The following is a 24,553-nucleotide window of genomic DNA, read 5'->3' as shown; positions in this document are numbered from 1 at the left end:
GCTCACGGGCGCCAGTGGCACGCCCCCAGGTCGATGCGGTAGCCGTCGGGGTCGCCCGGTGCCGCCAGGAGCGGCGTGCCCTCCTCGGCGTAGTGCTCACGAGCGCGATCGGCATGACCGGTCGGTGGACGGCCGCCCGCGCGTACGACGCGCCACCACGGGACATCCGAACCGTACCTGGCCATCACCATGCCGACGGCGCGCGCGCCGCGCGAGCCGAGCAGCGCCGCGATGTCGCCGTAGGTGGCGACCTCGCCGGGCGGGATGTCGGCGACCACGGTCAGCACCGCGTCGACGAACGACGTGGGCCGAGGCATCCGATCGCCGTCCTCGCGCTCGCCCTCGGGTTCGCGCTCGTCAGAGTTCGAGCGCACCGATGACGTCGCCGTAGGCGGTCTCGCCGATGTCGCGGAACCCGATGCGGTGGAAGAACTCGCCGGGGCCCTCTTCGCCCGGTTCCCACAGCACCGTGATGTGGTCGAAGCCGCGGCGCTTGGCCTCTTCGGCCAGCGCCTGCGTGAGGAAGCGGCCCACACCCTGGCCCTGCACCTCGGCATCGACATTGATGCGCCAGATGCAGGCCCGGAACTCCTCGTGCTCGTTCTCGGGGTCGAAATTGCCGTGGATGAAGCCCACGACCCGGTCTTCGAGTCGGGCGACGCGCTGCCACGCGGTATCGGGGTTCACGACCGAGGACTCGGCCGAGTACGTGACCGGGGCGATGAACTGCTCTTGCCCGGGCTTCAGCGACAGCTGGTTCGCTGCGACGATGTTCGACGCGGACAGATCTTCCAATCGCAGCTCAGCCATGGAGCTAGGCTAACCCGGCCCGGGCGCTGGAGCGAACAGGCGGAGTTCGAGAGGGCGTCATGCCTCGTCACTCATTGGACGCCGCTCGTGGTCACGACGCGGCGCCACGGGCCCTCGGGCACATCGGCGTCGTCGACGAACTGCCAGTCGACGCGATCGGTCTCGCCGTTCAGCTCGGCGAAGCCGAGACACCCGTTGAGCGCGGGCGAGACATCCATGCCCGCGCCGTTGTAGCGCGTGTTCGCCGGCCGTCGATCGTCGTCGCCGAAGACGTACGCCGCGTCGTGGTACTCACCGGGACCGGCGTCTTGGATCTGGCCGTAGCAGACGCGGTCGTTCGCCCTGAGCCGCACCCAGCGGTTCTTCATCAGGCTCGCCGACGGGTCGTCGACGAGGTCGCGGTAGGCGGGCTCGCCCGCCCATGGGATGACCTCGCCGCGACGTGCGAAGCCCTCCGGATCGTTCACGTCGTCATAGGGGAGGTCGAGGTAGAACGGGTTCTCGAGCGGCGTCATCGCCGTCGGGAAGAAGTCGTCGGCCTCGCGGCGAGGCTCGGTCTCGCACCGCCCGCCGCGGACTCGCCCGTCGCAGCCGCCGTACGACGCCATCCATGCGGAATCGTAGGTCGAGTACTCCTGGGTGCCGTCGTCGGCATCGGGGTCGAAGACCTCGCCGACCCAGAACGTGGTCGCCACGATGCCGGTGTGCCACGGATATCCGCTCGCCGAAGGGTTCGTCATCTGCTCCGCTCCCGACGGTACCGAGCACGCGCTGAGGCCGACCACCGAGACGCAGGCGAGCACGAGCACGACCGCGCCCGGCCCGTGGAGTCCACGGACCGGGCGCGAGGCCCCTCGCTCAGTTGCAGACCTGCAGGTTCGCGACATTGGCGCTGAGGGTGGCCGCGCTGCCGAACAGCGTCAGGTTGCTGGACTCGTGGAGGTTCAGCCCCGCGGAGGCGGCAGTGCCCAGGCACGCGTTCGGCGACAGGTAGATCGGTGCGTTCTTCCACCCCGCGAGCGCCGAGCCGACGAGCGCGTCGGGGAAGTTCTCCCCGCTCGCGAGGTACGTCGTCGGGACGGTCGCGAAGGCGTCCTTGTTGATGGCCGCCGCCGTGGCGTACCGATCAGGACCGGCGAGCCGTTGGACCGACGTCACACCCGGCACGGTGCCCAGCGCGGTCTCGATCTGCGCGGTCACCGACGGCGTGCTCCCCGTGATCTTCACGGTGGCCACGTTCAGCGTGTCGAGCAGCGTGCGCGTGGCCTGATCGAGCGTCGTGAGGCTGCCCGGGACGAGGATCGTCGGCCCGTTGGCCTTCGCCGCCGCCGGTGCCGCCGCCAGCGCATCCGGGAAGTTCGTCCCGGTCGCGACGTAGGCGGTCGTCGCGCCCGATGCGCCGAACGCGTCGGCCGCGATGAGCCGGGACGTCTCGTACCGGTCGACCCCTGCGATGCGTTGCACGGTCGCGATCTGCGCCAACTGGGTCGCGACCGCGGCCGACACGTTGCCGGTGCCGCCGACGATCACGATGCGGCCGGGGTTCAGCCGGACGATCTCGGCTCGGACGGCCGCGGGCAACGACGTCGGGGCGGTGAGCAGCATGGGCGAGTCGAACCGTGCGGCTGCGGGTGCGGCCGACAGCGCGTCGGGGAAGTTGAACCCGTTCGTGATGTAGACCCGTGCCACGCCCGGACTGTACGACTTCGACGAGACGTCGACGGCTGTGAGGAACCGATCGGCGCCCTGGAGCCGGGTCACCGTCACCGAGCGCGGCTGGACGTCCTGGGTTTGCGCGGATGTCGCGTTCGCCGAGGACCCGCCGAGCGTGCCCGTGACCCGCACCGAGATCCGCGCAGCCAGATCGGCGTTCACGAGCGTGTACGCCTCGGCGGTCGCCCCGGTGATCGCGGTGCCGTTTCGCAGCCACTGATACGTCAGGACGACTCCGGGCGGCGTCCACGTGCCAGGTATGGCGGTGAGGACGAAGCCGACGCGCGGGTTCCCGGAGATGACCGGGACGGCGGGTGTGATCGTTCCCGCCGTGACGACGACGCCCACCGACGTCGCGCTCGCCGGGGTGCCACCGGCCGGCGTCCCGGAGACCTGCACGGTCAACGTGGCGCCGACATCGGCGGCCACGGGCGTGTAGGTCGAGCCGGTCGCGCCGGCGATCGCGACGCCGTTCCGGAGCCACTGGTAGCTGAACGAGGCCGGAGCCGGGGTCCATGTGCCGGGGTTCGCGGTGAGCACCTGGCCGACCTGGGCGGTGCCGGTGATCGTCGGAGTGCCTGGCACGGTGGGCGTCGGTGCGCCGTTCAGGTCGTACAGCTCATAGTCGTCGGTCACGAGCTCGCCGTTGCCGATGAGGTTCAAACCGAAGCTGATCCCCGTGTACCCGGCCGGGATGGCCGGCGAGTCCCAGATGGCCTGCGCGTACGTGCTCGTCGCCGGGAAGTACGGGCTCGAGGTCCAGTACTCCCATCCGCCGACGGCGTTGCGCAGGTAGACGGCGAACTGGGTGATCGCGGTCGAGGTGTACCAGGTTCTCAGCGAGTACTGCTGCCCGGCGGTCACGGTCGGCGCGCACGTGCCGAAGTCCATCGTCATGATGGCCTTCGCATCGCCGTCGACGTAGTTCGACATGACGAGCTTCTCGGCCACGTTGCCGGTGCGACCCGGCGAGACCGTGCTGAACGCCGGGGTGTTCGACCCGAATCCGGCGAGGATGAAGCAGTCGGGGAGCCCATTCGTGCCGAGCGTCTCGAGACTCGGGTTCTTGATGCCGTTCACGCCCGGGCCCGGGGCCGGCGGATAGCCGGTGTCGACGATCGGCTTGACCGCGCCGCCGAATGCCTGCTGCACGGTCTTCACCGTGGTGTTGTGCGTCGCCGAGCGGGCCGCGAGCCACTGCGTGAACTGGGTGAACAGGCTCGTGGAGACGTCGAGACCTTCGACGTTGCAGTTGTCGCAGACGTGATGGAACGTGAGCCCAACCCAGCCGCCTGTGGAGTTCTCGGCGTTGATGACCGTGTTCTGCAGGTCGGCCAGCGTCCACGCGTTGGTCACCATGTCGGGGACCCGCAGCTCGAGTGGATCGGCGGGCGTCGGCAGCGACTCGGCGAACCCGCAGCCGGTGCAGCCGAACCTGGTCTCGATGTCGCCGAGGTTGCGAGCGGTGTTGTACCCGCAGTCGGCGATCGCCTGCTTGGCGGTCGGGCTCATCGAGGCGAACGGATAGGCGAAGCTCGTCACCTGGAACCCCCACGCGGTGAGCGTCTCGCGACTCTGACAGGCCTGGGCCTTCGCCTCCGATGCGTTGAGCGTGGCCATGTCGGGATGGGTCACGGTGTGCGACCCGATCTCGTGGCCGGCGGCGGCGAGCGCGTCGAGGTCGGCGCGGGTCTGGTAGCCGGGCTGGCCGATGAAGCCGCTCAGCGTGTAGAACGTGGCGTCGAGATTGCTGGCGTTCAGGATGTCGGCCGCGGCCATCTGGTCGGCGTTGGAGTCGTCGAAGGTGATGCTGACGACGGTCGGCGCGCCTTCGAGTGCGGCGGCCGGGGTGGCGGTGGCGACGAGCGAGACCGCGATCGCGGCTCCGGCGAGGACGGCTGACGTACGCAGGAGGATTCCTGGTCGTCGGGTCGGGGGCGTCATGGCGTACTCCTTGATGTGCAGCGCCGCGGTCAGTCGACCGTGACGGACTTGGCGAGATTGCGCGGCTTGTCGGCGTCGAGGCCGAGTTCCACGGCCAGTTCGAGCGCGAGTTGCTGCACGGGCACGGACGCCTCGATGGGCCCCCATGGCAGCCGGTCTTCGACCGGTGCCTCGATGCGACTGCCGACGCGGCCGACCGTGATGACGTTGCCGCCACGCGCCCGGACCTCGGCGATGTTCGTGGGCAGACGCACATCGCCGTCGTCGACGACGATGACGGGCGTGCCCTGCTCGACGAGCGCGAGCGGACCGTGTTTGAGCTCGCCCGCCGGATAGGCCTCGGCCCAGCGGTAGGTGAGCTCTTTGAGCTTGAGTGCGCCCTCGGCCGCGTACGGTACGGCCGCTCCGCGTCCGAGGAAGACGAAGCCTGAGGCGTTGCGGACCTCGGCGACGACGTCGGCGAGCGAGGCGTCTTGGACCGCCCGGGCGAGCCGGTCGGGTACGCGGCGGAGGTCGTCGGCGAGTCCGCGTGCGACGTCGCGGCCGATGAGCCCACGGTCGACGAGGGACGAGACGACGAGGCCAGCGCCGACCAGGATCTGGCACACGAACGTCTTCGTGGCGGCGACCCCGATCTCTGGCCCGGCCTCGCACCCGATCGCGGCATCGACCGTTCTCGCGAGCGTCGACTCGAGGTTGTTGACCAGCGCGAGAACGGGCACGCCCGCCGGGTCCTCGTCGACGGCGCGGAGCACGTCGGCGGTCTCGCCGGACTGGCTGATCGCGAGGGTGAGCGTGCCCGGCTCCACGAAGGTGCCGGATGCCTCGCTGGCGACCACCGGGTGGAAGGCACCGCCGCCGAGCCGCGTGAGCACACCGCCGATCACCTGCCCGGCGTTCAGCGATGTTCCGCAGGCCAGCACGCGGAGCCGCTGGAAGGGCGGCAGGCCGAGTTCGTGCCAGAGCCGGCCGTCGGCGATCCGATCGGCGATCGCGTCGACCGCGCGTGCCGCCGCGGCCGGTTGCTCGGCGATCTCGGCCGCCATGTGCCGGTCGTGCTCGGCGACCGAGGCGTATGACGCCCGCCCCGGTCCGGCCCGCAGCGCCGGCGGCTCGATCGTCGCACCAGCCGAGGTCCAGCGCACGCGTTCGCCGACCTCGACCACGTCGCCGTCGCCGAGCACACGGAAGTCGTCGACCCATGTGGCGACCGCAGCGATGTCGCTCGCCAGGAAGACGCCGTCGTCGGACTCGCCGAGGATGAGCGGCGACCGATGGGAGGCGGCGGCGAGGTGTCCGGTGGCCGCATCGAGCACGACGATCGCCCAGGACCCGCGGAGGCGAGCGACGGTCGATGTCACCGCCGAGATCAGCCCGCTGCCGGTCGCGAGCCCGTCTTCGACGAGGTGCGCGATGATCTCGCTGTCGACGTCGGAGGCGAACGCGTGCCCTGACCGTTCGAGGTCGCGGCGCAGTTCGGCGACGTTCTCGATGATGCCGTTGTGCACGACGCTCACCCGGCGGCTGCAGTCCTGGTGCGGATGTGCGTTCGCCACGGAGACCGCCCCGTGCGTGGCCCAGCGGGTATGCCCGATCCCCGTGCCGTTCAGCGTGGGTCCCTCCCAGGCATCGACGAGCTCGCTGAGCGCACCGACGCGCTGGGTGGTGCGGAAGACCGCGGTGCTGCCGTCGGCCGCCGAGAGCGCCACGCCCGCGGAGTCGTAACCGCGATACTCGAGCAGGCGCAGGCCTGAGACCAGCCGTTCCGCCGCCGGCGCAGGCCCCCGGCAGGCGATGATGCCGCACATCAGTGCACCTCGATCGCCGGTTCGCGCCCGAGCGACGGGATCGGCATGGCGAGCTGCATCGTCTCGGACGGGTGGCCGCCGTCGCGCGCCGTCTCGGCCACGCGGAGGATCACGTCGTCGAGCGGCGTGGTCGGCTCGAACCCGATGAGGGACCGCGCGAGGCCGTTGTCGGGGACCCGGCGCCGCATGTCCTCGTAGCCGGGCGCGTAGGCCTGCTCGTATGGGATGAACCGGATCTCGCTCGAGCTGCCGAGCACGTCGATGATGCGCATCGCGAGCTCGAGGATCGAGATCTCGCGCGCACCGCCGAGGTTCACGGCACGGCCGTATGCCTCGGGCGTCTCGGCGAGCGTGGCGATCGCGGGGACGACGTCGCCGACGTACGAGAAGCAGCGGGTCTGGCGGCCGTCGCCGAACACGGTCAGCGGCTCGCCGCGCAGCGCCTGGTTGACGAGGTTCGGCACCACCATGCCGTACCGGCCGGTCTGTCGTGGTCCGACCGTGTTGAACAGTCGCACGATCGCGACCCGCGTGCCGTGCTCGCTCCAGTACGCATGGGCGAAGGACTCGTCGATGCCCTTGGCCGCGGCGTAGGTCCAGCGGGAGGTGAGCGGCGAGCCGAGGACGCGGTCCGCGTCCTCGGCGAGCGCGTCGGACGTGTTCTTGCCGTAGATCTCGCTGGTCGAGGCCAGCAGCAGCGTCGAACCCGTCTCGAACACCGCGTGCAGCACGTTCTCGGTGCCGTGGATGTTCGTGCGGAGGCTCCGCAACGGGTGCTCGACGATGAGCTTGACGCCGACGGCCGCGGCGAGGTGGAACACCCGGTCGGTCGCACCGACGATGCGTTCGACGAGCGAACGATCGAGGATCGAGCCCTGGATGATCTTGAGCCGGTGGTCGTGCTCGAGGTGGGCGAGGTTCCGCCGCGAGCCCGTGGAGAAGTCGTCGAGGACGACGACCTCGTCTCCACGCGCGAGCAGGTGCTCGACCAGGTGACTTCCGATGAAACCGGCTCCGCCGGTGATCGCCGAGCGCATCATCTTCTCCGTTTCGTCCGTGGCCTACAGCAGGACCCGCTGGGGCAGGTCGGCGCCGCGATAGGTGGTGTCGAGCACCGTCGGCACCTCGGCGAGCCACGCCTGGTCGACGGTGGTGTGCGCCGTGTGCAGCACGACGAGGTCGGGCTCGAAGGCGAGCGCGTCGGCCGTGTCGACGAGCACGGTGCCGTCGCGGAGCCGGAGTTGCGCGAAGTGCGGGTCGTGGAACGCGACGGTCGCGCCGGCCTGATGCAGGAGGCTCAGGATCTCGAGCGCCGGGGACTCGCGGAGGTCGGCCACATCCGACTTGTAGGCGACGCCGGCCACGAGCACACGCGCGCCCGTGATCGGCTGGCCGCGATCCGCGAGCTCCTCCCGGACGCGCTCGAACACGCGGCGTGGCCGGACGGCGATCTCGGACATGGCCTGCTCGATGAGCGGCAGCATGATGTGCTCCTTGCGCAGCTGCCAGAGCAGGTAGTGCGGGTCGCAGGGGATGCAGTGCCCGCCCACACCGGGGCCCGGGAAGAACGGCATGAAGCCGTATGGCTTGGTCGCGGCTGCGTTCACGACGTCCATGACCGGGACGCCGAGCGAGCTGCACGCCTCGGCGAACTCGTTCGCGAGCGCGATGTTGACCGCGCGGAACGTGTTCTCGACGAGCTTGGTCATCTCGGCCGCCTCGAGCGACCCGACGGGGTGGATGAGCCGGGTGGAGCGGCTGAGCAGGGCCTCGCCCGCCGCGCGGCAGCTCGGCGTTGCGCCGCCGACGACCCGCGGGACGTCTTCGTGTTCGAAGCCCGCGTTGCCGGGGTCGATACGTTCCGGGCTGAAGGCGACGTGGATGTCTCGCCCGGCCTCGAAGCCGCGGCGCTCGAGCGGCTCCACCAGGAAGTCGCGCGTGCACCCGGCGTAAGTCGTCGACGTGAGCATGATGAGCTGACCGGCGACGGCGTGCTCGACCACCATCGCGCAGGCGGCGCGGAGGATGTCGAGATCGGGCGTCAGGTGCTCGTCGATGGGGGTGGGAACGCAGATCACGACCGCGGCGGCATCGCCCAGCCGGGAGATGTCGCCGTCGATCGCGAATCCCTCGTCGTCGCGCAGTGCGGCGGCGAGACGGGCGCGATCGAACTCGAGCAGATCCGCAGCCCCCGCGCGGATCTGCTCGAGTCGGCGCCCATCGGTGTCGATGCCGAGCACACGAGCACCGTTGGCATGGAAGGTCAGCCCGGTCGGCAGGCCGACGTAGCCGAGCCCGACGATCGCGACGTCGTAGTCGAAGACCACGCGAGGGATCACCTGGATGCGCTCGGCCTGGCGGCGACGGCGGGGCGGTGCCACCCGGGGACGCGGCGTGGCGATGGGTTCTGAAGTCATTGGGTCCTCGCAGTCGGGTACTGGTTGGCCGGCGGGCGGGCCGCCGGTGATGCGTCCGTCGCAAGCGGCGATGCATCCGTCGCCAGTGTGTGCCCGCACCGGCCGCCTCGGGAGGGCGCGGTGGCGAAGGTGTGGAAAACCGCACGTCATCCACACCCCCATGTGGTTCCGTGCCGGCGGGCCCGCATCCGCGGATACGTTCGAGTCGAGCTGAGGAGAGCCCCCGTGACCACATTCGTGATCCTCGTCATCCTCATGGTCGGGGTGAACACCCTGCTGTGGGCGAGTGCCGGCGCGCTGCGCTACGCGCGTTCACGCGCGATCGATGCGGCTCCAGCCGGGATCGGCGGGCGAGTCGACCCCGATCGGGTGGCCGTGCTCATACCCGCGCACAATGAGGCGCTCGTGATCGGCGAGACGATCGCCTCGGCGTGCAGCCAGGTCAGCGCCGATCACGTGTTCGTCGCCTCCGACGGCTCGAGCGACGAGACCAGCGACCTGGCGCGCGCCGCGGGCGCGAATGTGCTCGACCTCAACCCGAACCGCGGCAAAGCCGGCGCCATCGTCGCCGCGATCGAGCAGTTCGAGCTGATCCGGCGCTTCGACGTCGTGCTGCTGCTCGACGCCGACACCCGGCTCGACATCGACTACCTGGCCTCAGGGCTGCCGGCGTTCGACGATCCCGGCGTCGTCGCGGTCGCCGGCCGGGCGACGACGACGGTCGACCCACCGCCGGCCACGAGGTTCGGCCGGTTGCTGCTCGCCTATCGCGAGCGGTTCTACGTCGTTGTGCAGTATCTGCTGAAGTACGGGCAGGCCTCGAGGCCCGCCAACGTGGTGTCGATCGTGCCCGGCTTCGCGAGCATGTATCGCACGAGCGTGCTCGCCGAGATCGACATCAACGCGCCGGGTCTCGTGATCGAGGACTTCAACATGACCTTCGAGCTGCACAGCAAACGGCTCGGGCGGATCGACTTCAGGCCGAATGCGGCCGTGGCCCGCACCCAAGACCCCGACACCGTGCACGAGTACGTGAAGCAGATGCGGCGATGGACGCTGGGCTTCTGGCAGACCGTGCGGCGGCATCGGGCGAGGCGCGACCGGTTCTGGGCCGCGCTCACCCTCTACATCGTGGAGCTCGTCGTCTCGAGCGCGATGCTGCTGCTCATGATCGGCCTGCTGGTCACCGCCGGCGCCCTGTGGGCCTGGGCGGCGGCGACCGGCGATACCGTGCCGATGGAGGGGCTGTGGAACGTGGCGCCGCCCGTGGCCATCCTGCTCGGCATCTACATCCCCGACCTGCTCCTCACAATCGTCGCGGTGGTCGCCTCCCGGCGACCCGCCTACTTCCTCTACGCGCCGGTGTTCCCAGTGCTCCGTGCGATCGACGCGGCGATCTGCCTGCGCTCGCTCGCCGAGGCGGTTACCGGCCGGCGTACCGCGAGCGGCCGATGGACCAGTCCCACGCGGCGGCCCGCGGCCGAGACCGTGCGACCCGCGTCGTCGTGAACCGGCCCCGGGATCCTCGGGATCTCGGGGCCGGTCGTTCCCGTGGGCCGAGACCGGTCACCCCGATCGGGGGAGCAGTGCCGGCTCGGTCCCCGATTCGGCGAGCGCCGAGATGAGCTGTGCCCGGGAGCCGACCCCGAGCCGGTGGTAGATGCGGGTCAGCCGTACCTCGACGGTGCGCAGCGAGACGTAGAGCATCGCGGCGATCTCCTTGTTCCGCAAGCCCTGCCGCACGAGGTCGACCACGCGTCGCTCGTCGTCGCTCAGCGACGAGAGGATGGGGTGGGCCGGACGTGCCGTGACCGGTCGGGGGCGGTCCGTCCGGTCGATCCACTGCACCGTGCCGAGCTGCGTGAAGACCGCGCGCGCCGAACGACGTTGCTCATCGGCCTCGCCCGTGCGGCCGAGCTCGCTCAGTCGTTCCGCCCAGCTCATGAACGTGCGCGCGCGCTCGAACATGAGGTCGGGTGGGGTCGCGAGCCGCAGCGCACGGTCGAATGCGGCGAGCGACGCCTCGCCCGAGGTGAGCAGCGCCTCGATGCGGGCTCCGGCTTGGCGTGTCCACGGGGTGCGGAACCGTTCGGCGCGACGTGCGAAGTCTCTGGCCTGCATGAGGGCTTCGTCGTGGCGCCCGGTGAGGACGTACGCCTCGACGAGGTCGACGTCGTATCGCAGCAGGGACGGATTGGGGAACGCCGATCCGGCGGCCGCGGCGGTGCGGAGCACGGCGACCGCGTCGTCGAACCGGCCTTCGGCGAGTGCCGCCTGGCCTTGGTAGACCGCGAGCCGGGCAGCGATCGCCGGGTCGTCGAACGCGAACTCCCGGTGCAGTTCGGCGATGTCGAGCTCGACGTCGCCGAGGGCGAGCCGACGCCAGGCGAGCAGCAGCTGCGCGAGCGGGTGGTCGGCGCGGCCGCGTGCGTGGCGGTTGCGTTCGATGAGGGCTGCGGCCTCCAGGTGGCGGCCGGCGCGGATCTCGAGCTCGGTCAGGTAGGCCCGTGCATATTCCTCGAGCAGGGATGGCGGTGCGGGTTCGGCGCTCAGCACCGCGTGCAGCGCCTGTCGCGCGTCGTGGTTGCGATCGAGGAACGTGAGACTCCGGCCCAGCATCAGCAGCTCGATGGTGCTCGCGACCCCGGGGCGCCGCCGCCCACCGATGCGTGCGATGAGTGCCCTCGCCGGTTCGGCGTCGCCCTCGAGGGCCGCGAGTTGCATGCCGACGAGCTCGTGCAGGTTCGAGTTCGCTGGGACGTCGGGCGTCGCATGCGGCTCGGGTGCGGGGTCCCGGAGTGCGGTGGTCCGTTCGAGGAGGCGCCGGGCGTGGGCGTGTTCCCAGCGTTCGCAGTGCGCCGCGGCCAGCTGGGTGAGCTGGCTCGCGTCCTCCGTGCCGTGCGCGACGAGCATGGTGTAGTCGGCCGTGTCGACCGAGAGCCGCCTGGTGGCGACGAAGGTGCTGAGCACTCGCAGCAAGGAGACCGATGCGTGCGCCGCGTGATCGCCCGAGGCTCGCCTCGACCACCGCGCATAGCGTTCGGCGTAGGCGGGCTCGCCGTGCAGGAAGAACGCGCTCGCGAGATCGAGCAGCGGCGCCGCGAGCGCCCGTGTCGGCCGGCAGTGCGCGAGTGCGCGCTCGGCGAGTTCGATCGCCTGCCACATGTGGCCGGCGTGCGCGAAGCGGGCCGAGGCCGCGGCGAGCGCGGTGGCGGGTGTCGTCGATTGCTCGCAGTGACTCGCGTGCCAGCAGGCGAGGCCCGGATCGTGGTCGTGCTCGGCACGCTCGGCCTCGGCGTGCAGCACGCGTCGGCGGTCGAGTGGCATCGACCAGTAGATCCGCGCACGGAGCACGGGATCCGTGAGATGCACGTACCCGCGTTCGCGCGTGACCGTCCCGTCGGAGAGCAGCTCTTCGAGGGCATCCGCCTCGGCAGCGCCGAGCGCGGCGGACGAGTGCAGGTGCGCGCTCGACAGTCGCTCGAGCAGTCCGCCGGGTTCGGCGTCGCTTTGCGCAGGGGAGAGCCGGAACGGCAACTCGATCGGGGCGGCACGCACGAGCTGGTCCTCGGTCAGCCTCGTGGCGATCTCGGCGAGCGCCCTCGCATTGCCGCGCGCGGCGCCGACGATGATGTTGCGGACGGCGCGGTCGGCGCGGTGGTCGGTGAGTGCTGATGCCACGCGCATGGATTGTTCGGCGTCGAGCGACTCCAGCCGGAACCGGGGGATCGCCCCGAGCAGGTCGGCGCGCTGCTCCGAGTGCATCGCTGCGACGAGGTGCAGGCCGGTCCCGCCGAGTCGCCCGGCGATCATCGAGAGCACCGCACGGCTCTCGGGGTCCATGAGGTCGGCGTCGTCGATGAGGAGTACCGCGGGTGAGGGGTCGGTCGTCCGCAGCAGTGTGAGGAACGCGGCGGCGGCCGCCGACGGCGTCGGCCCCGTGCCGGTTCGCGCGAGCAGGGAGGCGGAGAGGTCGGTCACCGCTGGGTCGTCGAAGGAGGCGGCGATCGCGGACAGCCCGGAGTACGGGATGTCCCGCTCGGTCGGGCTCACCCGCGCGCGGTGCACGGCGTACCCGTCGGGATGGATGCCGTTCAGCAGCGTGCTCTTGCCCGAGCCGGACTCGCCGGTCAGGATCAGCGCACGCTCGTGCGGCTCGGCGACGATCGCGGCGAGCCGATCGAGCTCGGCACGCCGGATCGCGGTCACGGTGTGTTCGACGCGGTCGAGATGCTCAACTTGGAACATCGTCGCGTCCAAACGCGGGGTCGGTGTGGTCTCTGGCACATTGCGGGCACAATGCTTCGAACCGGGGAGCGGACATGGGGACTCGATTCGGGTTGGGTAATCGTCGCGCTCACGCTCATTGAGGGGGGCTCATGAACATGACACACGCTACGCCGGTTTGGATCCATCGGCGTGCCCCCAGTTCGGGTGGCCGAAATTCGAGCAATGCTCAGTGCGGTGTGCATTGTCTCGATGTCGAGATATCTCGTCGACGAGGTAAGCTGGTCCGCGGCGTGCCCGGCCGCCAGACGAGCCGGCCGCGGGCGCTTCCGGCACGGCCCGCATCGATCCAAGGCCCGCACTGAACCAAGGAGAGCCCCTGTTGTCGAAGATCAAGGTTGAAGGTACCGTCGTCGAGCTCGACGGCGACGAGATGACGCGTATCATCTGGCAGGCCATCAAAGACCAGCTGATCCACCCGTATCTCGACGTGAACCTCGAGTACTACGACCTCTCGATCCAGAAGCGCGACGAGACCGACGACCAGATCACGGTCGATGCGGCACACGCGATCCAGAAGCACGGCGTCGGCGTCAAGTGCGCGACCATCACGCCCGACGAGGCCCGCGTCGAGGAGTTCGGCCTCAAGAAGATGTGGCGTTCGCCGAACGGCACCATCCGCAACATCCTCGGCGGCGTGATCTTCCGCGAGCCGATCATCATCTCCAACATCCCGCGGCTCGTCCCCGGCTGGAACAAGCCGATCATCGTCGGCCGTCACGCGTTCGGCGACCAGTACCGCGCCACCGACTTCAAGTTCGAGGGCGAAGGCACGCTGACGATGACGTTCACCCCGAAGGACGGGTCGGAGCCGCAGTCGTTCGAGGTCTTCCAGTCGCCGGGCTCCGGCGTCGCGATGGGCATGTACAACCTCGACGAGTCGATCAAGGACTTCGCGCGCGCGTCGCTCAACTACGGTCTCTCGCGTAACTACCCGGTGTACCTCTCCACCAAGAACACGATCCTCAAGGCGTACGACGGCCGGTTCAAGGACCTGTTCCAGGAGGTCTTCGACGCCGAGTTCAAGGAGAAGTTCGACGCTGCCGGCCTGACCTACGAGCACCGACTCATCGACGACATGGTCGCCGCGAGCCTCAAGTGGGAGGGCGGCTACGTCTGGGCGTGCAAGAACTACGACGGCGACGTCCAGTCCGACACCGTCGCGCAGGGCTTCGGCTCGCTCGGTCTCATGACCTCCGTGCTGGCGACGCCCGACGGCAAGGTCGTCGAGGCCGAGGCGGCGCACGGCACGGTCACCCGGCACTTCCGTCAGCACCAGCAGGGCAAGCCGACGTCGACCAACCCGATCGCCTCGATCTACGCCTGGACGCGTGGGCTCGCGCACCGCGGCAAGCTCGACGGCAACCAGGAGCTCATCGACTTCGCGTCGACGCTCGAGGATGTGGTCATCAAGACCGTCGAGTCGGGCGCCATGACGAAGGACCTCGCGCTCCTCGTCGGTCCCGAGCAGCCGTACCAGACCACCGAGGAGTTCCTGAACTCCATCGATGCGAACCTGAAGGCGCGCCTGGCCGCGTAAGCACAGTTCATTCCCGGGAGGGCCGGATGCCACGAGGCATCCGGCCCTCTCGCGTCCGTGCCTTCTGCGGCCGTCCACGCACACGCCGACGGCCGCGCGAACGCGGGTGCCGCGATGAGCGAGCGCGCGTGCTCAGGAATCTCGGTCGGACACGCCGTACTGGGCGCGGCGACTCGCCGCCGAGCCCTTCGGTCTTCCTGAGCAGGACGCGAGGGGTTCTCCTGCGCGGGGAACAGGGGGCGGATGCCTCGCGCGCAGCGCCGCCCGCTTGGGTCGTTACCCAAATGAGTCTTGTCGTTTGATTGTTCGTAAGGTTTACTAACAAACGTGACGACGACGATCGAAACGGATGCCTCGCCCAGGGCGCTGCGACCACGCGGCAAGGTGCTCCCGGAGCATGCGAGACGGCACAACCGGTCGCTCGTCCTGCAGACGCTCTATTCCTCCGGCCCGCGCAGCCGAGCCGACGTGGCCCGCGAGACCGGCCTGACCCGGGTCACCGTCTCCGACCTCGTCTCGGCGCTGATCGCCGAGGGGCTCGTCATCGAGCTCGGTCCGCAAGAGGCCGGCCGCCCCGGCAAGCCGGCGACCCTCATCGACGTCGACCGCGGCGCCTTCCAGATCCTCGGGCTCGACCTCTCAGAGCACCACCGCTTCCGCGGCGCGGTCATGGACCTCGACGGCACCGTCGTCGCGCGCGCCGAGGTCGCGCTCGACGGAGCGACGGGGGCGGATGCCACGGCCCGCGTCGTCACGCTCGCCGAGCAGCTCGCGGGTCTCGCCACCGCGCCCGTCCTGGGTGTCGGCATCGGCAGCCCCGGTGTGGTCGACCCCGCCGGCGTCGTGCGCTCCGCTCCGAACCTCCGCTGGCACGACGAGCCGCTGCAGCACCGCGTCGCCGCGGCACTCGGCGCCCCGGTGCACGTGGCGAACGACGCGAATGTGGCGGTCCTCGCCGAGCACGGCACGTCCGACGGCCGCGACCTCCTGCTCGTGAGGATCGGCCACGGTGTCGGTGCCGGCCTCATCGTCGGCGGTCACGCCGTCGTGGGCAGTGCGTACGCCGCGGGTGAGATCGGGCATGTCGTCGTGGGCACCGACCGCGGACCGCGCTGCGCGTGCGGTAAGGACGGCTGCCTCGAGGCCTGGGTGGCCGTGCCGCGGCTGACGGCGCAACTCGCCGAGATCGACTCCGCCGGCGGCGAGGCATCCGCTCGCGATGACCTGCTGCGCGAAGCCGGCCGCAGGCTCGGCATCGTACTCGCGCCCGTCGTGGGCGCCCTGAACCTGGCGGAGGTCGTGCTGAGCGGCCCCGCCGACCTGCTCGACGGCGCGTTCCACGACGCCGCCGTCGACACGCTCCGGGACCGGACGATGGCGGAACAGCACCGCGGACTCCGGCTGCGGATGACCGAGCACGGGCAGGACATCGTCCTGCGCGGTGCGGCGGTCATGGTCCTCTCCGGCCAGCTCGGGGTCTCCTAGACCCCACCATGCACCAGGGTGCCGGCGCCGGCTGACACCTTCACCCCCACGAAAGGAAGCAACGACATGAGGAAGTCACTCGGTATCGTGGCGCTCGGCGCCGCGGCGGCGCTCACCCTCGCCGGCTGTGCCTCCGGAGGCAACGACGCCTCGTCTGCAGAGGGCGCCGAGATCCGCGTCTGGCTGGTCGGCACCGACACGCCCGACGAGGCTCGGGAGTACCTGAAGACGACGTTCGAGGCGGAGCATCCGGATGCCACCCTGACCATCGAGGAACAGTCATGGGACGGTCTGGTCGACCGGCTCACGACCAGCCTGTCGGGCTCCGACAGCCCCGATGTCGTCGAGATCGGCAACACGCAGGCCGCGGCATTCACCTCGGCGGGCGCGTTCCTCGACCTCACCGACGACTACGAGGCCCTCGGCGGGGACGACCTGCTGCCCGGGTTCGTCGAGGCCGGCTCGTACGACGGCAAGTTCTACGCGGCACCGCTCTACTCGGGTGCGCGGCTCGTGTTCTACAACAAGGAGGCGCTCGGCGCCGCGGGGCTCACCGTGCCGACCACGCTCGACGAGTATGCGGCGAACGGCGCGGCGCTCGCCGCGGCCAACCCCGGCAAGTCGGGCATCTGGTGGCCCGGGCAGGACTGGTACAACGCCCTGCCCTTCATCTGGGAGCACGGCGGCGAGGTCGCCGTGGCCGACGGCGAGGAGTGGGACGCGCAGCTCGGGTCGGCCGAGTCGGTCGCGGGCCTCAACCAGGTCCAGGAGGTCATGTCCACGGCGTCGCTCGCGCCGAAGGACGGCAATGAGACGAACCCGCAGATCGGGTACTGCGACGGCACGACGCTGCAGCTCTCGGCGCCCAGCTGGGTCAAGTGGTCGATCCTCGCGCCGGCCGATGCCGAGACGCCCGGATGCCCCGAGCAGGAAGCCAACCTCGGCGTGTATGCCCTTCCGGGCATGGACGGCGGCGCGGCCCAGGTCTTCGCCGGCGGATCGAACATCGGCATCTCGGCGAACTCGGCCAACCCCGACCTCGCGAAGGACGCGCTGGCGATCATCCTCTCCGACGAGTTCCAGACGATCTACGGCGAGAACGGCCTCGTGCCGGCCAAGATCTCGCTCGCGGACACCCTCGGCACCGACGAGGTCGCGCAGGCGATCGCGGCGGCCGCGGCCAACGCCAAGCTCACCCCGGCCTCGCCCAACTGGGCCGACGTCGAGGCGGCGGGCATCCTGCAGGACCTCTTCGTCAAGATCGCGCAGGGCGGCGACGTCCAGACGCTCGCCGACGAGGCGGACGAGAAGATCGAGGCCATCCTCAACGGCTGACGCCGCCAGCAGCCTCGCCGGATCACCGCGGTGCGGCGGCCACCCCGCCGCCGCACCGCGTCCCGCCTCGACCCTGAGGAGATGCCATGACCACGGTCGACCGCACCCCCGGCGCCGCGCCGAGCGCCGTCGAGGGTGAGCGACTCGTCGCCCCTGAGCCACCGCCCGCGCGGAACCGGCGGCGCAGCCGCCGCCGCGGCGGCTTCACCCCGTACGCGCTCCTCGTGCCGGCGAGCATCGTGCTGGCGGCCATCGTCGGCTGGCCGCTGATCCAGCTCCTGGTCACCTCGTTCCAGGAGTTCGGCCGGGCGCAGGTGTTCGGTGCGCCGCCGACCTGGGTGTGGTTCGAGAACTACACCGACGTCCTGACCGATGCGGCGTTCTATCAGGTGCTGATCCGCAGCCTCGTCTTCGCCGCGGTGTGCGTGGTCGTGACGATGCTGCTCGGCACGCTGATCGCGCTGCTGCTGACCCGGTTGCCGAAGGCCTTCCGCATCCTGCTCTCGGTGGGCATGCTGCTGGCCTGGGCGATGCCCGCGCTGACCGCGACGATCGTCTGGGGCTGGATGTTCGACTCCGCCTACGGCGTCGTCAACCACGTGCTCGTCAACGCGTTCGGGCTCGAGGAGTTCCGGCAGCACCCCTGGCTCATCGAACCGCTGAGCTTCTTCTTCGTCGCCGGGATCATCGTCGTATGGGGCGCGGTGCCGTTCGTGGCGTTCACGCTCTACGCGGGCCTCACCCAGGTGCCCGACGAGGTGCTCGAGGCCGCGCAACTCGACGGGGCCGGCGGGGTCCAGCGGTTCCGCCTCATCATCTTCCCGTACCTGAAGCCGATCTTCCTGATCACCACGATCCTGCAGATCATCTGGGATCTGAAGGTGTTCACGCAGATCTTCGCGCTGCAGGACATCGGCGGCATCCGCGAGCAGACCAGCACGCTCGGCGTGTACATCTACCAGATCTCGATCGCGGGCGGCGACTTCGGCTCGGGCGGTGCGATCGCCGTGATCACCGCGATCATCGTCATGTCGATCTCGCTGTACTACGTCCGCCAGGTCGTCAAGGAGGAGGAGCTGTGACCGTCACCGCCACCGCCGCCACCACCGCCGGCGCCACCACCACCAGGGGCGGTGCGGTGCGCCGCCGCGGCTCGCTGCGTCGCCGTGGTGCAACCGTCGTCTACTGCGCCGTGTCGATCGTGTTGTTCGCCGTGTTCGTGTTCCCGGTCTACTGGATGGTGAACACCTCGCTGCAGCCGAACAACCAGATCCGCGGCTCCGAGCTGCACTTCTGGCCCGACAACTTCACGCTCCGCAACTACGAGACCGTGCTGTTCGATCCGGGCCGTACCCCGTTCCTGCCCGCGGCCGGCAACTCGCTGGTCGTGACGCTCACGACGGTCGTCGTGGCGCTGCTCTTCGCGTTCGCCGCGTCCGTCGCGGTCACGAGGTTCCGGTTCACATCGCGCCGCGCGTTCATCATCACGATCCTCGTGATCCAGATGATCCCGGGCGAGGCCATGATCGTCTCGGTGTTCCGGGTGATCGACGGCTGGCAGCTGCTGAACACGATCATCGGTCTGACGCTCGTCTACATCGCGACCGTGCTGCCGTTCACGATCTGGACCTTGCGCGGCTTCGTCAACGGGGTGCCCGTCGATCTCGAGGAGGCCGCCATGATCGACGGCTGCTCGAGGTTCGGTGCCTTCTGGCGGGTCACGTTCCCGCTGCTCGCGCCCGGGCTCGTCGCGACGGGTGTGTTCGGCTTCATCCAGGCCTGGAACGAGTTCGTGTTCGCACTCGTGCTCAACGCCCGGCCCGAGATGATGACGCTGCCGGTGTGGCTGCGCACATTCCTCGTGGCGAACGGAACGACGAACTGGGCCGCGATCATGGCGGGCTCGACGCTCATGGCGATCCCGGTGATCGTGTTCTTCCTGATCGTGCAGGCGCGCATGACGAGCGGGCTCGTGAGCGGGGCGGTGAAGGGATGAGCGCGCAGGCACCCACCGCACCCGCAGCCGACGGCGCGCTGCGCCGCGACATCCTCGCGACCCTGCTTCCGGGCTTCGAGGGGCCGGATGCCCCGGGCTGGCTGCTCGGCCTCCTCCGTGACGGGCTCGGCGGCGTCTGCCTGTTCGGATCGAACGTGGCCTCGCCTGGCCAGCTCCGGGGGCTGGTCGCGGCGCTGCGCGAGGCGGGGCCCGCGTCGGTCGTCGCGATCGACGAGGAGGGCGGCGACGTCACCCGTCTGCACGTCGCGACCGGCTCGCCGTATCCGGGGAACGCGCTGCTGGGCCGGCTCGACGACGTCGAGCTCACCGAACGCGTGGCGCGGGCCGTGGGGGAGGCGCTCGCCTCGGTGGGGATCACGATGACCTTCGCCCCGGATGCCGACGTGAACAGCAATGCGGCGAACCCCGTCATCGGGGTGCGCAGCTTCGGCGCGGACCCGGCGCTCGCGGCTCGGCACACGGCCGCGTGGACGCGCGGCGTGCAGTCGACCGGTGTCGCCGCGAGCGCCAAGCATTTCCCGGGCCACGGGGACACGGCGGAGGACTCGCACCTGGCGCTTCCCGTCGTCGATCTCCCGCTGAGCGAGCTGCGGTCGCGCGAGCTGGTGCCGTTCCGCGCCGCGATCGAGGCCGGGACGCGTTCGATCATGACGAGCCACATCCTGCTGCCGCAGCTCGATGCCGAGCTGCCGGCCACGCTCTCACCACGCATCCTCGGCGGCCTGCTCCGGGATGAGCTCGGCTTCGAGGGCGTCATCGTCTCCGACGCGCTCGACATGCGCGGCGCCAGCGGCGGGCGCGGCATCCCGGAGGCGGCGGTGCTCGCGCTCGCGGCCGGGTGCGATCTGCTCTGCATCGGCACGGATGTCTCGGAGGAGACCATCGAGGCGATGGTGGCCGCCGTTGCTCGTGCGGTCGCCGATGGCCGGCTGTCACGTGCGCGCGTCGCCGACGCGGCCGGGCGGGTACGTGCGTTGGCGACGACGGCTCCGCCGGTGCCGGCGACCGCGGCGTCCGCGGCCGTGCCGGCTGAGCCGGCCGCCGCCGAACCGATCGTGCCGCCGGAGGCGATCGCCCGCGCGTTCGACCTCCGTACCGGCTCGCTCGACGTGCTCGCGGGCCGGCAGCGGATCGGCACGGTCGTCCGCGTGGACACGGTCGCGAACATCGCGGTCGGGTCGGTGCCGTGGGGGCCGTTCGCGGCCGAGGCGGGCGCGAGCCGCCCCTCCTGGCTCAGCACCGCCCGGGTGCTGGCCCTCGCCGACGTGGCGCCGCTCGCGGACCCGGAGGGGCTCGCGGGTCCGGTGCTCGTGATCGGCAAGGATCTGCACCGGCATGCGTTCGCGGTCGCCGCGGTCGACGCGCTCCGCGCGGCGCGGGACGACGTGGTCGTCTGCGATCTGGGCTGGCCGGGTGAGGACCGCGCCTACGCCGACGTCGCGAGCTTCGGCGCGTCCCGCGTTGCCGGCGCGGCCCTCATCGCCACGATCGGTCAGGCGCTCACCGGCGCGGCATCCGCTCCCGACCGTCCGGCGGTGACGGAGTGAGGCTCGGCATCGACATCGGTGGCACGAAGACCGCCGGGGTGCTGCTCGACGCCGACGGCCGGATCGGCGAGCAGATCCGCATGCCGACGGGGTTCGGAGCCGACGACGTGGTCGCGACGGCGCTGTTGGCCGTCGAACGCATGAGCGAGCTCGCCGGTCTCGAGGCGACCGCGTTCGGGTCGATCGGCATCGGCATCCCGGGCGCCGTCGATGCCCGGACCGGGCGCGTGCAGCACGCGGTGAACCTCGGACTCGACGGGCTCGACCTCGGCGACCGCATCGCCGACCGGCTCGGCGTCGCCGTGCGGATCGAGAACGATGTGAAGGCCGCAGCGCTCGGTGCCCATCACCTGCTCGCGGGCGCCGGTGGCGCGCCGCACGCGATGGCCTTCCTCAACCTCGGCACGGGGCTCGCCGCGGGCATCGTGCTCGACGGTGCGCTGTTGCGCGGCGACCGCGGGATCGCGGGCGAGATCGGCCACATCCCGGTCGATCCGGCCGGCGAACGCTGCAGCTGCGGCCAGCAGGGATGCCTCGAGACGATCGCCTCGGGCTCTTCGATCACGAGGGCGTGGCCGACGAGGCATCCGTTGCCCGCGCTCGACCTGTTCGAGCGCGCCGCCGACGGCGACCTGCGCGCCGTCGAGGTGCGCGACCGGTTCCTCACCGGTGTCGCCTCGGCCGTGCGGATCCTGGTGCTCACGACCGATGTCGACACGGTCGTCATCGGCGGAGGACTCTCCGCTCTGGGCGATAGGCTCGAGGAAGGCGTGCGCCGGGTGCTCGATGAGTGGTCGGCCGTATCGCCGTTCCTTGCGTCGCTCGACCTGTCGAGTCGCGTACAGATCGTCCCGCCGGGATTCCCGGCCGCCGCAGTCGGTGCGGCGCTCGTAGGAGAGGTTGCATGGCAGAGGTCGTGATCGTGCCCGGAGAGGCCGAGGCCGGGGAGCTCGTCGCCGGCGCCATCGTCGCACTGATCCGGGAGAAGCCCGACGCCGTGTTGGGCCTCGCCACCGGATCGACACCCATCGCGACGTACCAGGCGCTCGCCCGCCGCATCCACGACGACCGCGTCGACGTGCGTGGCGTGCGCGGGTTCGCGCTCGACGAGTACGTGGGGCTCCCGCCGGGGCATCCGGAGCACTACCGCGCGGTTATCACGCGCGAGGTCGTCGAGCCCCTCGGGCTCACGCCTGAGCTCGTGCGCGTGCCGAACGGTGACCCCGCGGGCATCGAGCATGCCGGCGCGGACTACGAGCGGGCCATCGTCGCCGCCGGCGGCGTGGACCTGCAGATCCTCGGCATCGGCCGCACGGGGCACATCGGGTTCAACGAGCCGGGTTCGTCGCTGGCGTCGTTGACCCGGGTCAAGACCCTCACGGAGCAGACCCGGACCGACAACGCGCGATTCTTCGACTCGCCGTCGGACGTGCCCATGCACTGCATCACGCAGGGCATCGGCACCATCCTCAGGGCGCGACACCTCGTCCTCCTCGCGTTCGGCGAGGCGAAGGCGCCGGCCGTCGCCGCGGCCGTCGAGGGGCCCGTGTCCGCGAACCAGCCCGGGTCGGCCATCCAGCTGCACCCGCACACGACCGTGATCGTCGACGAGGCCGCGGCCTCCGGCCTGGAGCACCTCGACTACTACCGCCACGCCTGGGCGAACAAGCCCGCCTGGCAGGGCATCTGACCTGAACGCATCTGACCCATCCCGTCGCGATGGAGGACACTTCTCGTGTCCGAGGTCGAACGGTTCCGACCTCCGGTGCGAGAAACGTCCTCCATCGCGCGGTCGATGCGTTCAGTGCGGGAGCGTCTCGGCGAGCGCTGAGAGGTAGGCCTCGTCGTCGAAGTCCTCGACGATCGCGCGCTGCACCATGAAGCCCGGAGCGACCGCGAGGACGACCGGCGCGACGCGCCGCGCCCACGCCTCGGGGTCGCCCTCGCCGCGGCGAGGGTCGGCCGTGGCCCATTCGGTGAGGTGCGACACGACGGTGGCGCGAAGGCGTGCGAACACGACGTTCGCCAGTCGTCTGATCTCGGGGTCGATCGCGGCCTCCGCCCACAGCTGGACGACCACGTGGCTGAACGGCTCGCGACGGAACCCGTCGAGCAGCGTGCGCATGAGCTCCCCGGGGCTGAGCGGCGTGCCGTCGGGGTGGCGCGTGTTCAGATCCTCTTCGCGTGCCGCGAGCACCTGTTCGGCGACGGCGGCGAACAGTTCCTGCTTGCCGTCGAAGTGTCCGTAGATGGCTCCGGCCGACAGGCCGGATTCGTCGATGATCTCGCTCATCGACGTGCCGCGATAGCCCTTCCGGGCGAAGCAGCGCACGGCCGCGCCGAGGATCTGCGTGCGCCGCGCGGCACGGTGGGCGTCGGACACCTTGGGCATGGGGCCTCCTTGCTTGACAAGCATAGGCCGCGGGAGGACTATAAAGAACGAGGGTTCGTTTTTTATGGAGGATCGGATGTCTCGACACGACACGTCGCTCGCGGCACAGCCGGCCGATGACGGGCCCGGCCGGGCGCACGGCCCGGACCGTGGCTCGGGCCATGGCCCGAGCGGCGGCTCGAGTACGGCGCCGGGCCCGGGGCATCCGCCGACCACAGCGACGCACACGCCCATCGCGCGCGTGATCGCGCTGGGAATCGGGCTCGCCGCACTCGTCTCCGTGATCGTGCTCGCGTTCTCGTGGCCGTCGATCACGGCCGCACCGCGCGACCTGCCCATCGCCATCGCCGGACCGGCCGAGGCCGTCACCGCGGCCGAGCAGGCGGTCGACGACGCCCAGCCCGGTGTGATCGCGTTCGACACGGTCGTCGACCGCGACGCCGCGGTCGACGCCATCGAGGCCCGCGAGGTCTACGGCGCGATCGTGCTCGGCCCCGAACCGGAGGTGCTCACCTCGTCGGCGTCGAGCCTCGTCGTCGTGCAGCTGCTCACCGCGCTCGGCGGCCAACTCGAGCAGGGCGTCAACGCGCAGGCCGCCGCTGCGGCGCAGGCCGCCGGGGCGCCGTCCGCGCCACCGCACATCGACGTCGCCGTGACCGACGTCGTGCCGCTCGCCGACACCGACCCGCGCGGCACCGGGCTCTCGGCAGCGCTGTTCCCGCTCGTGCTCGGCGGCATGATCGGCGGCATCGCGATCTCGGTCGTCGTGATCGGCGCGCTCCGGCGGCTGCTCGCGGTCGGCGTCTACGCGCTCGTCGGCGGGCTCGCGCTCGCCGCGATCCTCGGCCCGTGGTTCGGGGCGCTGCAGGGCGAGCTGTGGCTGAACACGGTGGCGATCGCGCTCGCCCTCGCCGCGATCGCAGCGCCGATCACCGGGTTCGTCGCGCTCTTCGGCCGGGCCGGCATCGCCGTCGGCCCGATCGTCATGCTGTTGTTCGCCAACCCGATCTCGGGCGTCGCATTGCCGAAGGAGTTCTACCCCGTGCCGTGGGGCGAGGTGGGGCAGTGGTTCCCGCCGGGCGCGGCCGCGACGCTCGTTCGCGAGCTGTCGTACTTTCCGGCGGCCGACATGACCTTCCCCTGGCTCGTGCTCGTCGCGTGGGCCGTGGGCGGCGCGCTGCTCTCGGTGGTCGGGCACTTCCGCACCGCCGGTGCGGCGGAGCCCGACCCAGAGGCCGCGCTCGCGACCTGACCGCGC

General features: G+C 70.7%; 19 protein-coding genes. 10 read left to right on the top strand and 9 right to left on the bottom strand.

Features of this window, described 5'->3' with window-relative positions; genetic code table 11:
- Positions 1-2: 2 nt before the first annotated feature.
- From QU602_RS13885 to QU602_RS13855, 7 genes are all read right to left on the bottom strand, one after another.
- Complete coding sequence (locus tag QU602_RS13885; RefSeq protein WP_373692823.1) at positions 3-374, bottom strand: MGMT family protein; 372 nt, start codon at positions 372-374, stop codon at positions 3-5.
- Positions 358-810: a GNAT family N-acetyltransferase gene (locus QU602_RS13880; RefSeq protein ID WP_308797055.1), complete on the bottom strand. Its 453-nt coding sequence runs from the start codon at positions 808-810 to the stop codon at positions 358-360. The genes QU602_RS13885 and QU602_RS13880 overlap by 17 nt, the downstream gene beginning before the upstream one ends.
- 71 nt (positions 811-881) lie before the next feature.
- A complete protein-coding gene (locus tag QU602_RS13875; RefSeq protein ID WP_308797054.1) occupies positions 882-1,550 on the bottom strand; it encodes a hypothetical protein in 669 nt (222 codons plus the stop codon).
- Positions 1,551-1,668: 118 nt separating this feature from the next.
- Positions 1,669-4,467, bottom strand: a complete 2,799-nt coding sequence (locus QU602_RS13870) for a cell wall-binding repeat-containing protein (RefSeq protein ID WP_308797053.1) — start codon at positions 4,465-4,467, stop codon at positions 1,669-1,671.
- Positions 4,468-4,496: 29 nt separating this feature from the next.
- Positions 4,497-6,275, bottom strand: coding sequence for a glutamine--fructose-6-phosphate transaminase (isomerizing) (gene glmS / locus QU602_RS13865; RefSeq protein ID WP_308797052.1), 1,779 nt, complete (start codon positions 6,273-6,275; stop codon positions 4,497-4,499).
- Positions 6,275-7,312, bottom strand: a complete 1,038-nt coding sequence (locus tag QU602_RS13860) for an NAD-dependent epimerase/dehydratase family protein (protein ID WP_308797051.1) — start codon at positions 7,310-7,312, stop codon at positions 6,275-6,277. Before QU602_RS13860 ends, glmS begins: the two co-directional genes overlap by 1 nt.
- A gap of 24 nt (positions 7,313-7,336) precedes the next feature.
- On the bottom strand, positions 7,337-8,692 hold the full coding sequence (locus QU602_RS13855; protein ID WP_308797050.1) for a nucleotide sugar dehydrogenase: 1,356 nt from the start codon (positions 8,690-8,692) through the stop codon (positions 7,337-7,339).
- 225 nt (positions 8,693-8,917) lie between these two features.
- Between QU602_RS13855 and QU602_RS13850 the strand changes: the two genes are divergently transcribed.
- On the top strand, positions 8,918-10,201 hold the full coding sequence (locus tag QU602_RS13850; protein ID WP_308797049.1) for a glycosyltransferase family 2 protein: 1,284 nt from the start codon (positions 8,918-8,920) through the stop codon (positions 10,199-10,201).
- 57 nt (positions 10,202-10,258) lie between these two features.
- Here the strand turns inward: QU602_RS13850 and QU602_RS13845 are convergent, their stop codons facing one another.
- Positions 10,259-12,940, bottom strand: a complete 2,682-nt coding sequence (locus QU602_RS13845) for a helix-turn-helix transcriptional regulator (protein WP_308797048.1) — start codon at positions 12,938-12,940, stop codon at positions 10,259-10,261.
- A gap of 361 nt (positions 12,941-13,301) precedes the next feature.
- Here QU602_RS13845 and QU602_RS13840 point away from each other — a divergent pair, with 361 nt between their 5' ends.
- The 8 genes from QU602_RS13840 to QU602_RS13805 all read left to right on the top strand — a co-directional run bounded on the left by QU602_RS13840 (position 13,302) and on the right by QU602_RS13805 (position 22,593).
- Positions 13,302-14,519: an NADP-dependent isocitrate dehydrogenase gene (locus QU602_RS13840; RefSeq protein WP_308797047.1), complete on the top strand. Its 1,218-nt coding sequence runs from the start codon at positions 13,302-13,304 to the stop codon at positions 14,517-14,519.
- Between the two features lie 327 nt (positions 14,520-14,846).
- Complete coding sequence (locus tag QU602_RS13835) at positions 14,847-16,004, top strand: ROK family transcriptional regulator (protein ID WP_308797046.1); 1,158 nt, start codon at positions 14,847-14,849, stop codon at positions 16,002-16,004.
- A 66-nt stretch (positions 16,005-16,070) separates the two neighbouring features.
- Positions 16,071-17,339, top strand: a complete 1,269-nt coding sequence (locus QU602_RS13830) for an extracellular solute-binding protein (protein ID WP_308797045.1) — start codon at positions 16,071-16,073, stop codon at positions 17,337-17,339.
- Between the two features lie 86 nt (positions 17,340-17,425).
- The gene (locus tag QU602_RS13825) at positions 17,426-18,421 is read left to right on the top strand and encodes a carbohydrate ABC transporter permease (protein WP_308797044.1); all 996 of its coding nucleotides are present in this window, start codon (positions 17,426-17,428) and stop codon (positions 18,419-18,421) included.
- A complete protein-coding gene (locus QU602_RS13820) occupies positions 18,418-19,335 on the top strand; it encodes a carbohydrate ABC transporter permease (protein WP_373692822.1) in 918 nt (305 codons plus the stop codon). Before QU602_RS13825 ends, QU602_RS13820 begins: the two co-directional genes overlap by 4 nt.
- Positions 19,332-20,903 (top strand): glycoside hydrolase family 3 protein, encoded by a 1,572-nt coding sequence (locus QU602_RS13815; protein ID WP_308797043.1) that lies wholly within the window; start codon positions 19,332-19,334, stop codon positions 20,901-20,903. The genes QU602_RS13820 and QU602_RS13815 overlap by 4 nt, the downstream gene beginning before the upstream one ends.
- On the top strand, positions 20,900-21,823 hold the full coding sequence (locus QU602_RS13810; RefSeq protein ID WP_308797042.1) for an ROK family protein: 924 nt from the start codon (positions 20,900-20,902) through the stop codon (positions 21,821-21,823). Before QU602_RS13815 ends, QU602_RS13810 begins: the two co-directional genes overlap by 4 nt.
- Complete coding sequence (locus QU602_RS13805) at positions 21,808-22,593, top strand: glucosamine-6-phosphate deaminase (protein WP_308797041.1); 786 nt, start codon at positions 21,808-21,810, stop codon at positions 22,591-22,593. The genes QU602_RS13810 and QU602_RS13805 overlap by 16 nt, the downstream gene beginning before the upstream one ends.
- Before the next feature lie 111 nt (positions 22,594-22,704).
- Here the strand turns inward: QU602_RS13805 and QU602_RS13800 are convergent, their stop codons facing one another.
- Entirely contained in the window at positions 22,705-23,295 is a 591-nt protein-coding gene (locus tag QU602_RS13800; RefSeq protein WP_308797040.1) for a TetR/AcrR family transcriptional regulator, read from the bottom strand.
- Between the two features lie 76 nt (positions 23,296-23,371).
- Here QU602_RS13800 and QU602_RS13795 point away from each other — a divergent pair, with 76 nt between their 5' ends.
- Positions 23,372-24,547: an ABC transporter permease gene (locus QU602_RS13795; protein WP_308797039.1), complete on the top strand. Its 1,176-nt coding sequence runs from the start codon at positions 23,372-23,374 to the stop codon at positions 24,545-24,547.
- The last annotated feature ends 6 nt before the right edge of the window (positions 24,548-24,553 follow it).

It is taken from the genome of Agromyces protaetiae (genome assembly GCF_030866785.1).
GTDB lineage: Bacteria > Actinomycetota > Actinomycetes > Actinomycetales > Microbacteriaceae > Agromyces > Agromyces silvae.
Note: the sequence above shows the minus strand (reverse complement) of the source record. Positions and strands in the feature narration are given on the sequence as shown.

Excerpts from the sequence above, each read along its gene's own strand:
- QU602_RS13800 (WP_308797040.1), bottom strand. The coding sequence starts at position 23,295 with ATGCCCAAGGTGTCCGACGCCCACCGTGCCGCGCGGCGCACGCAGATC.
- QU602_RS13830 (WP_308797045.1), top strand. The coding sequence starts at position 16,071 with ATGAGGAAGTCACTCGGTATCGTGGCGCTCGGCGCCGCGGCGGCGCTC.
- glmS (WP_308797052.1), bottom strand. The coding sequence starts at position 6,275 with ATGTGCGGCATCATCGCCTGCCGGGGGCCTGCGCCGGCGGCGGAACGG.
- QU602_RS13805 (WP_308797041.1), top strand. The coding sequence starts at position 21,808 with ATGGCAGAGGTCGTGATCGTGCCCGGAGAGGCCGAGGCCGGGGAGCTC.
- QU602_RS13870 (WP_308797053.1), bottom strand. The coding sequence starts at position 4,467 with ATGACGCCCCCGACCCGACGACCAGGAATCCTCCTGCGTACGTCAGCC.
- QU602_RS13795 (WP_308797039.1), top strand. The coding sequence starts at position 23,372 with ATGTCTCGACACGACACGTCGCTCGCGGCACAGCCGGCCGATGACGGG.
- QU602_RS13855 (WP_308797050.1), bottom strand. The coding sequence starts at position 8,692 with ATGACTTCAGAACCCATCGCCACGCCGCGTCCCCGGGTGGCACCGCCC.
- QU602_RS13875 (WP_308797054.1), bottom strand. The coding sequence starts at position 1,550 with ATGACGAACCCTTCGGCGAGCGGATATCCGTGGCACACCGGCATCGTG.
- QU602_RS13845 (WP_308797048.1), bottom strand. The coding sequence starts at position 12,940 with ATGTTCCAAGTTGAGCATCTCGACCGCGTCGAACACACCGTGACCGCG.
- QU602_RS13815 (WP_308797043.1), top strand. The coding sequence starts at position 19,332 with ATGAGCGCGCAGGCACCCACCGCACCCGCAGCCGACGGCGCGCTGCGC.
- QU602_RS13880 (WP_308797055.1), bottom strand. The coding sequence starts at position 810 with ATGGCTGAGCTGCGATTGGAAGATCTGTCCGCGTCGAACATCGTCGCA.
- QU602_RS13860 (WP_308797051.1), bottom strand. The coding sequence starts at position 7,312 with ATGCGCTCGGCGATCACCGGCGGAGCCGGTTTCATCGGAAGTCACCTG.
- QU602_RS13825 (WP_308797044.1), top strand. The coding sequence starts at position 17,426 with ATGACCACGGTCGACCGCACCCCCGGCGCCGCGCCGAGCGCCGTCGAG.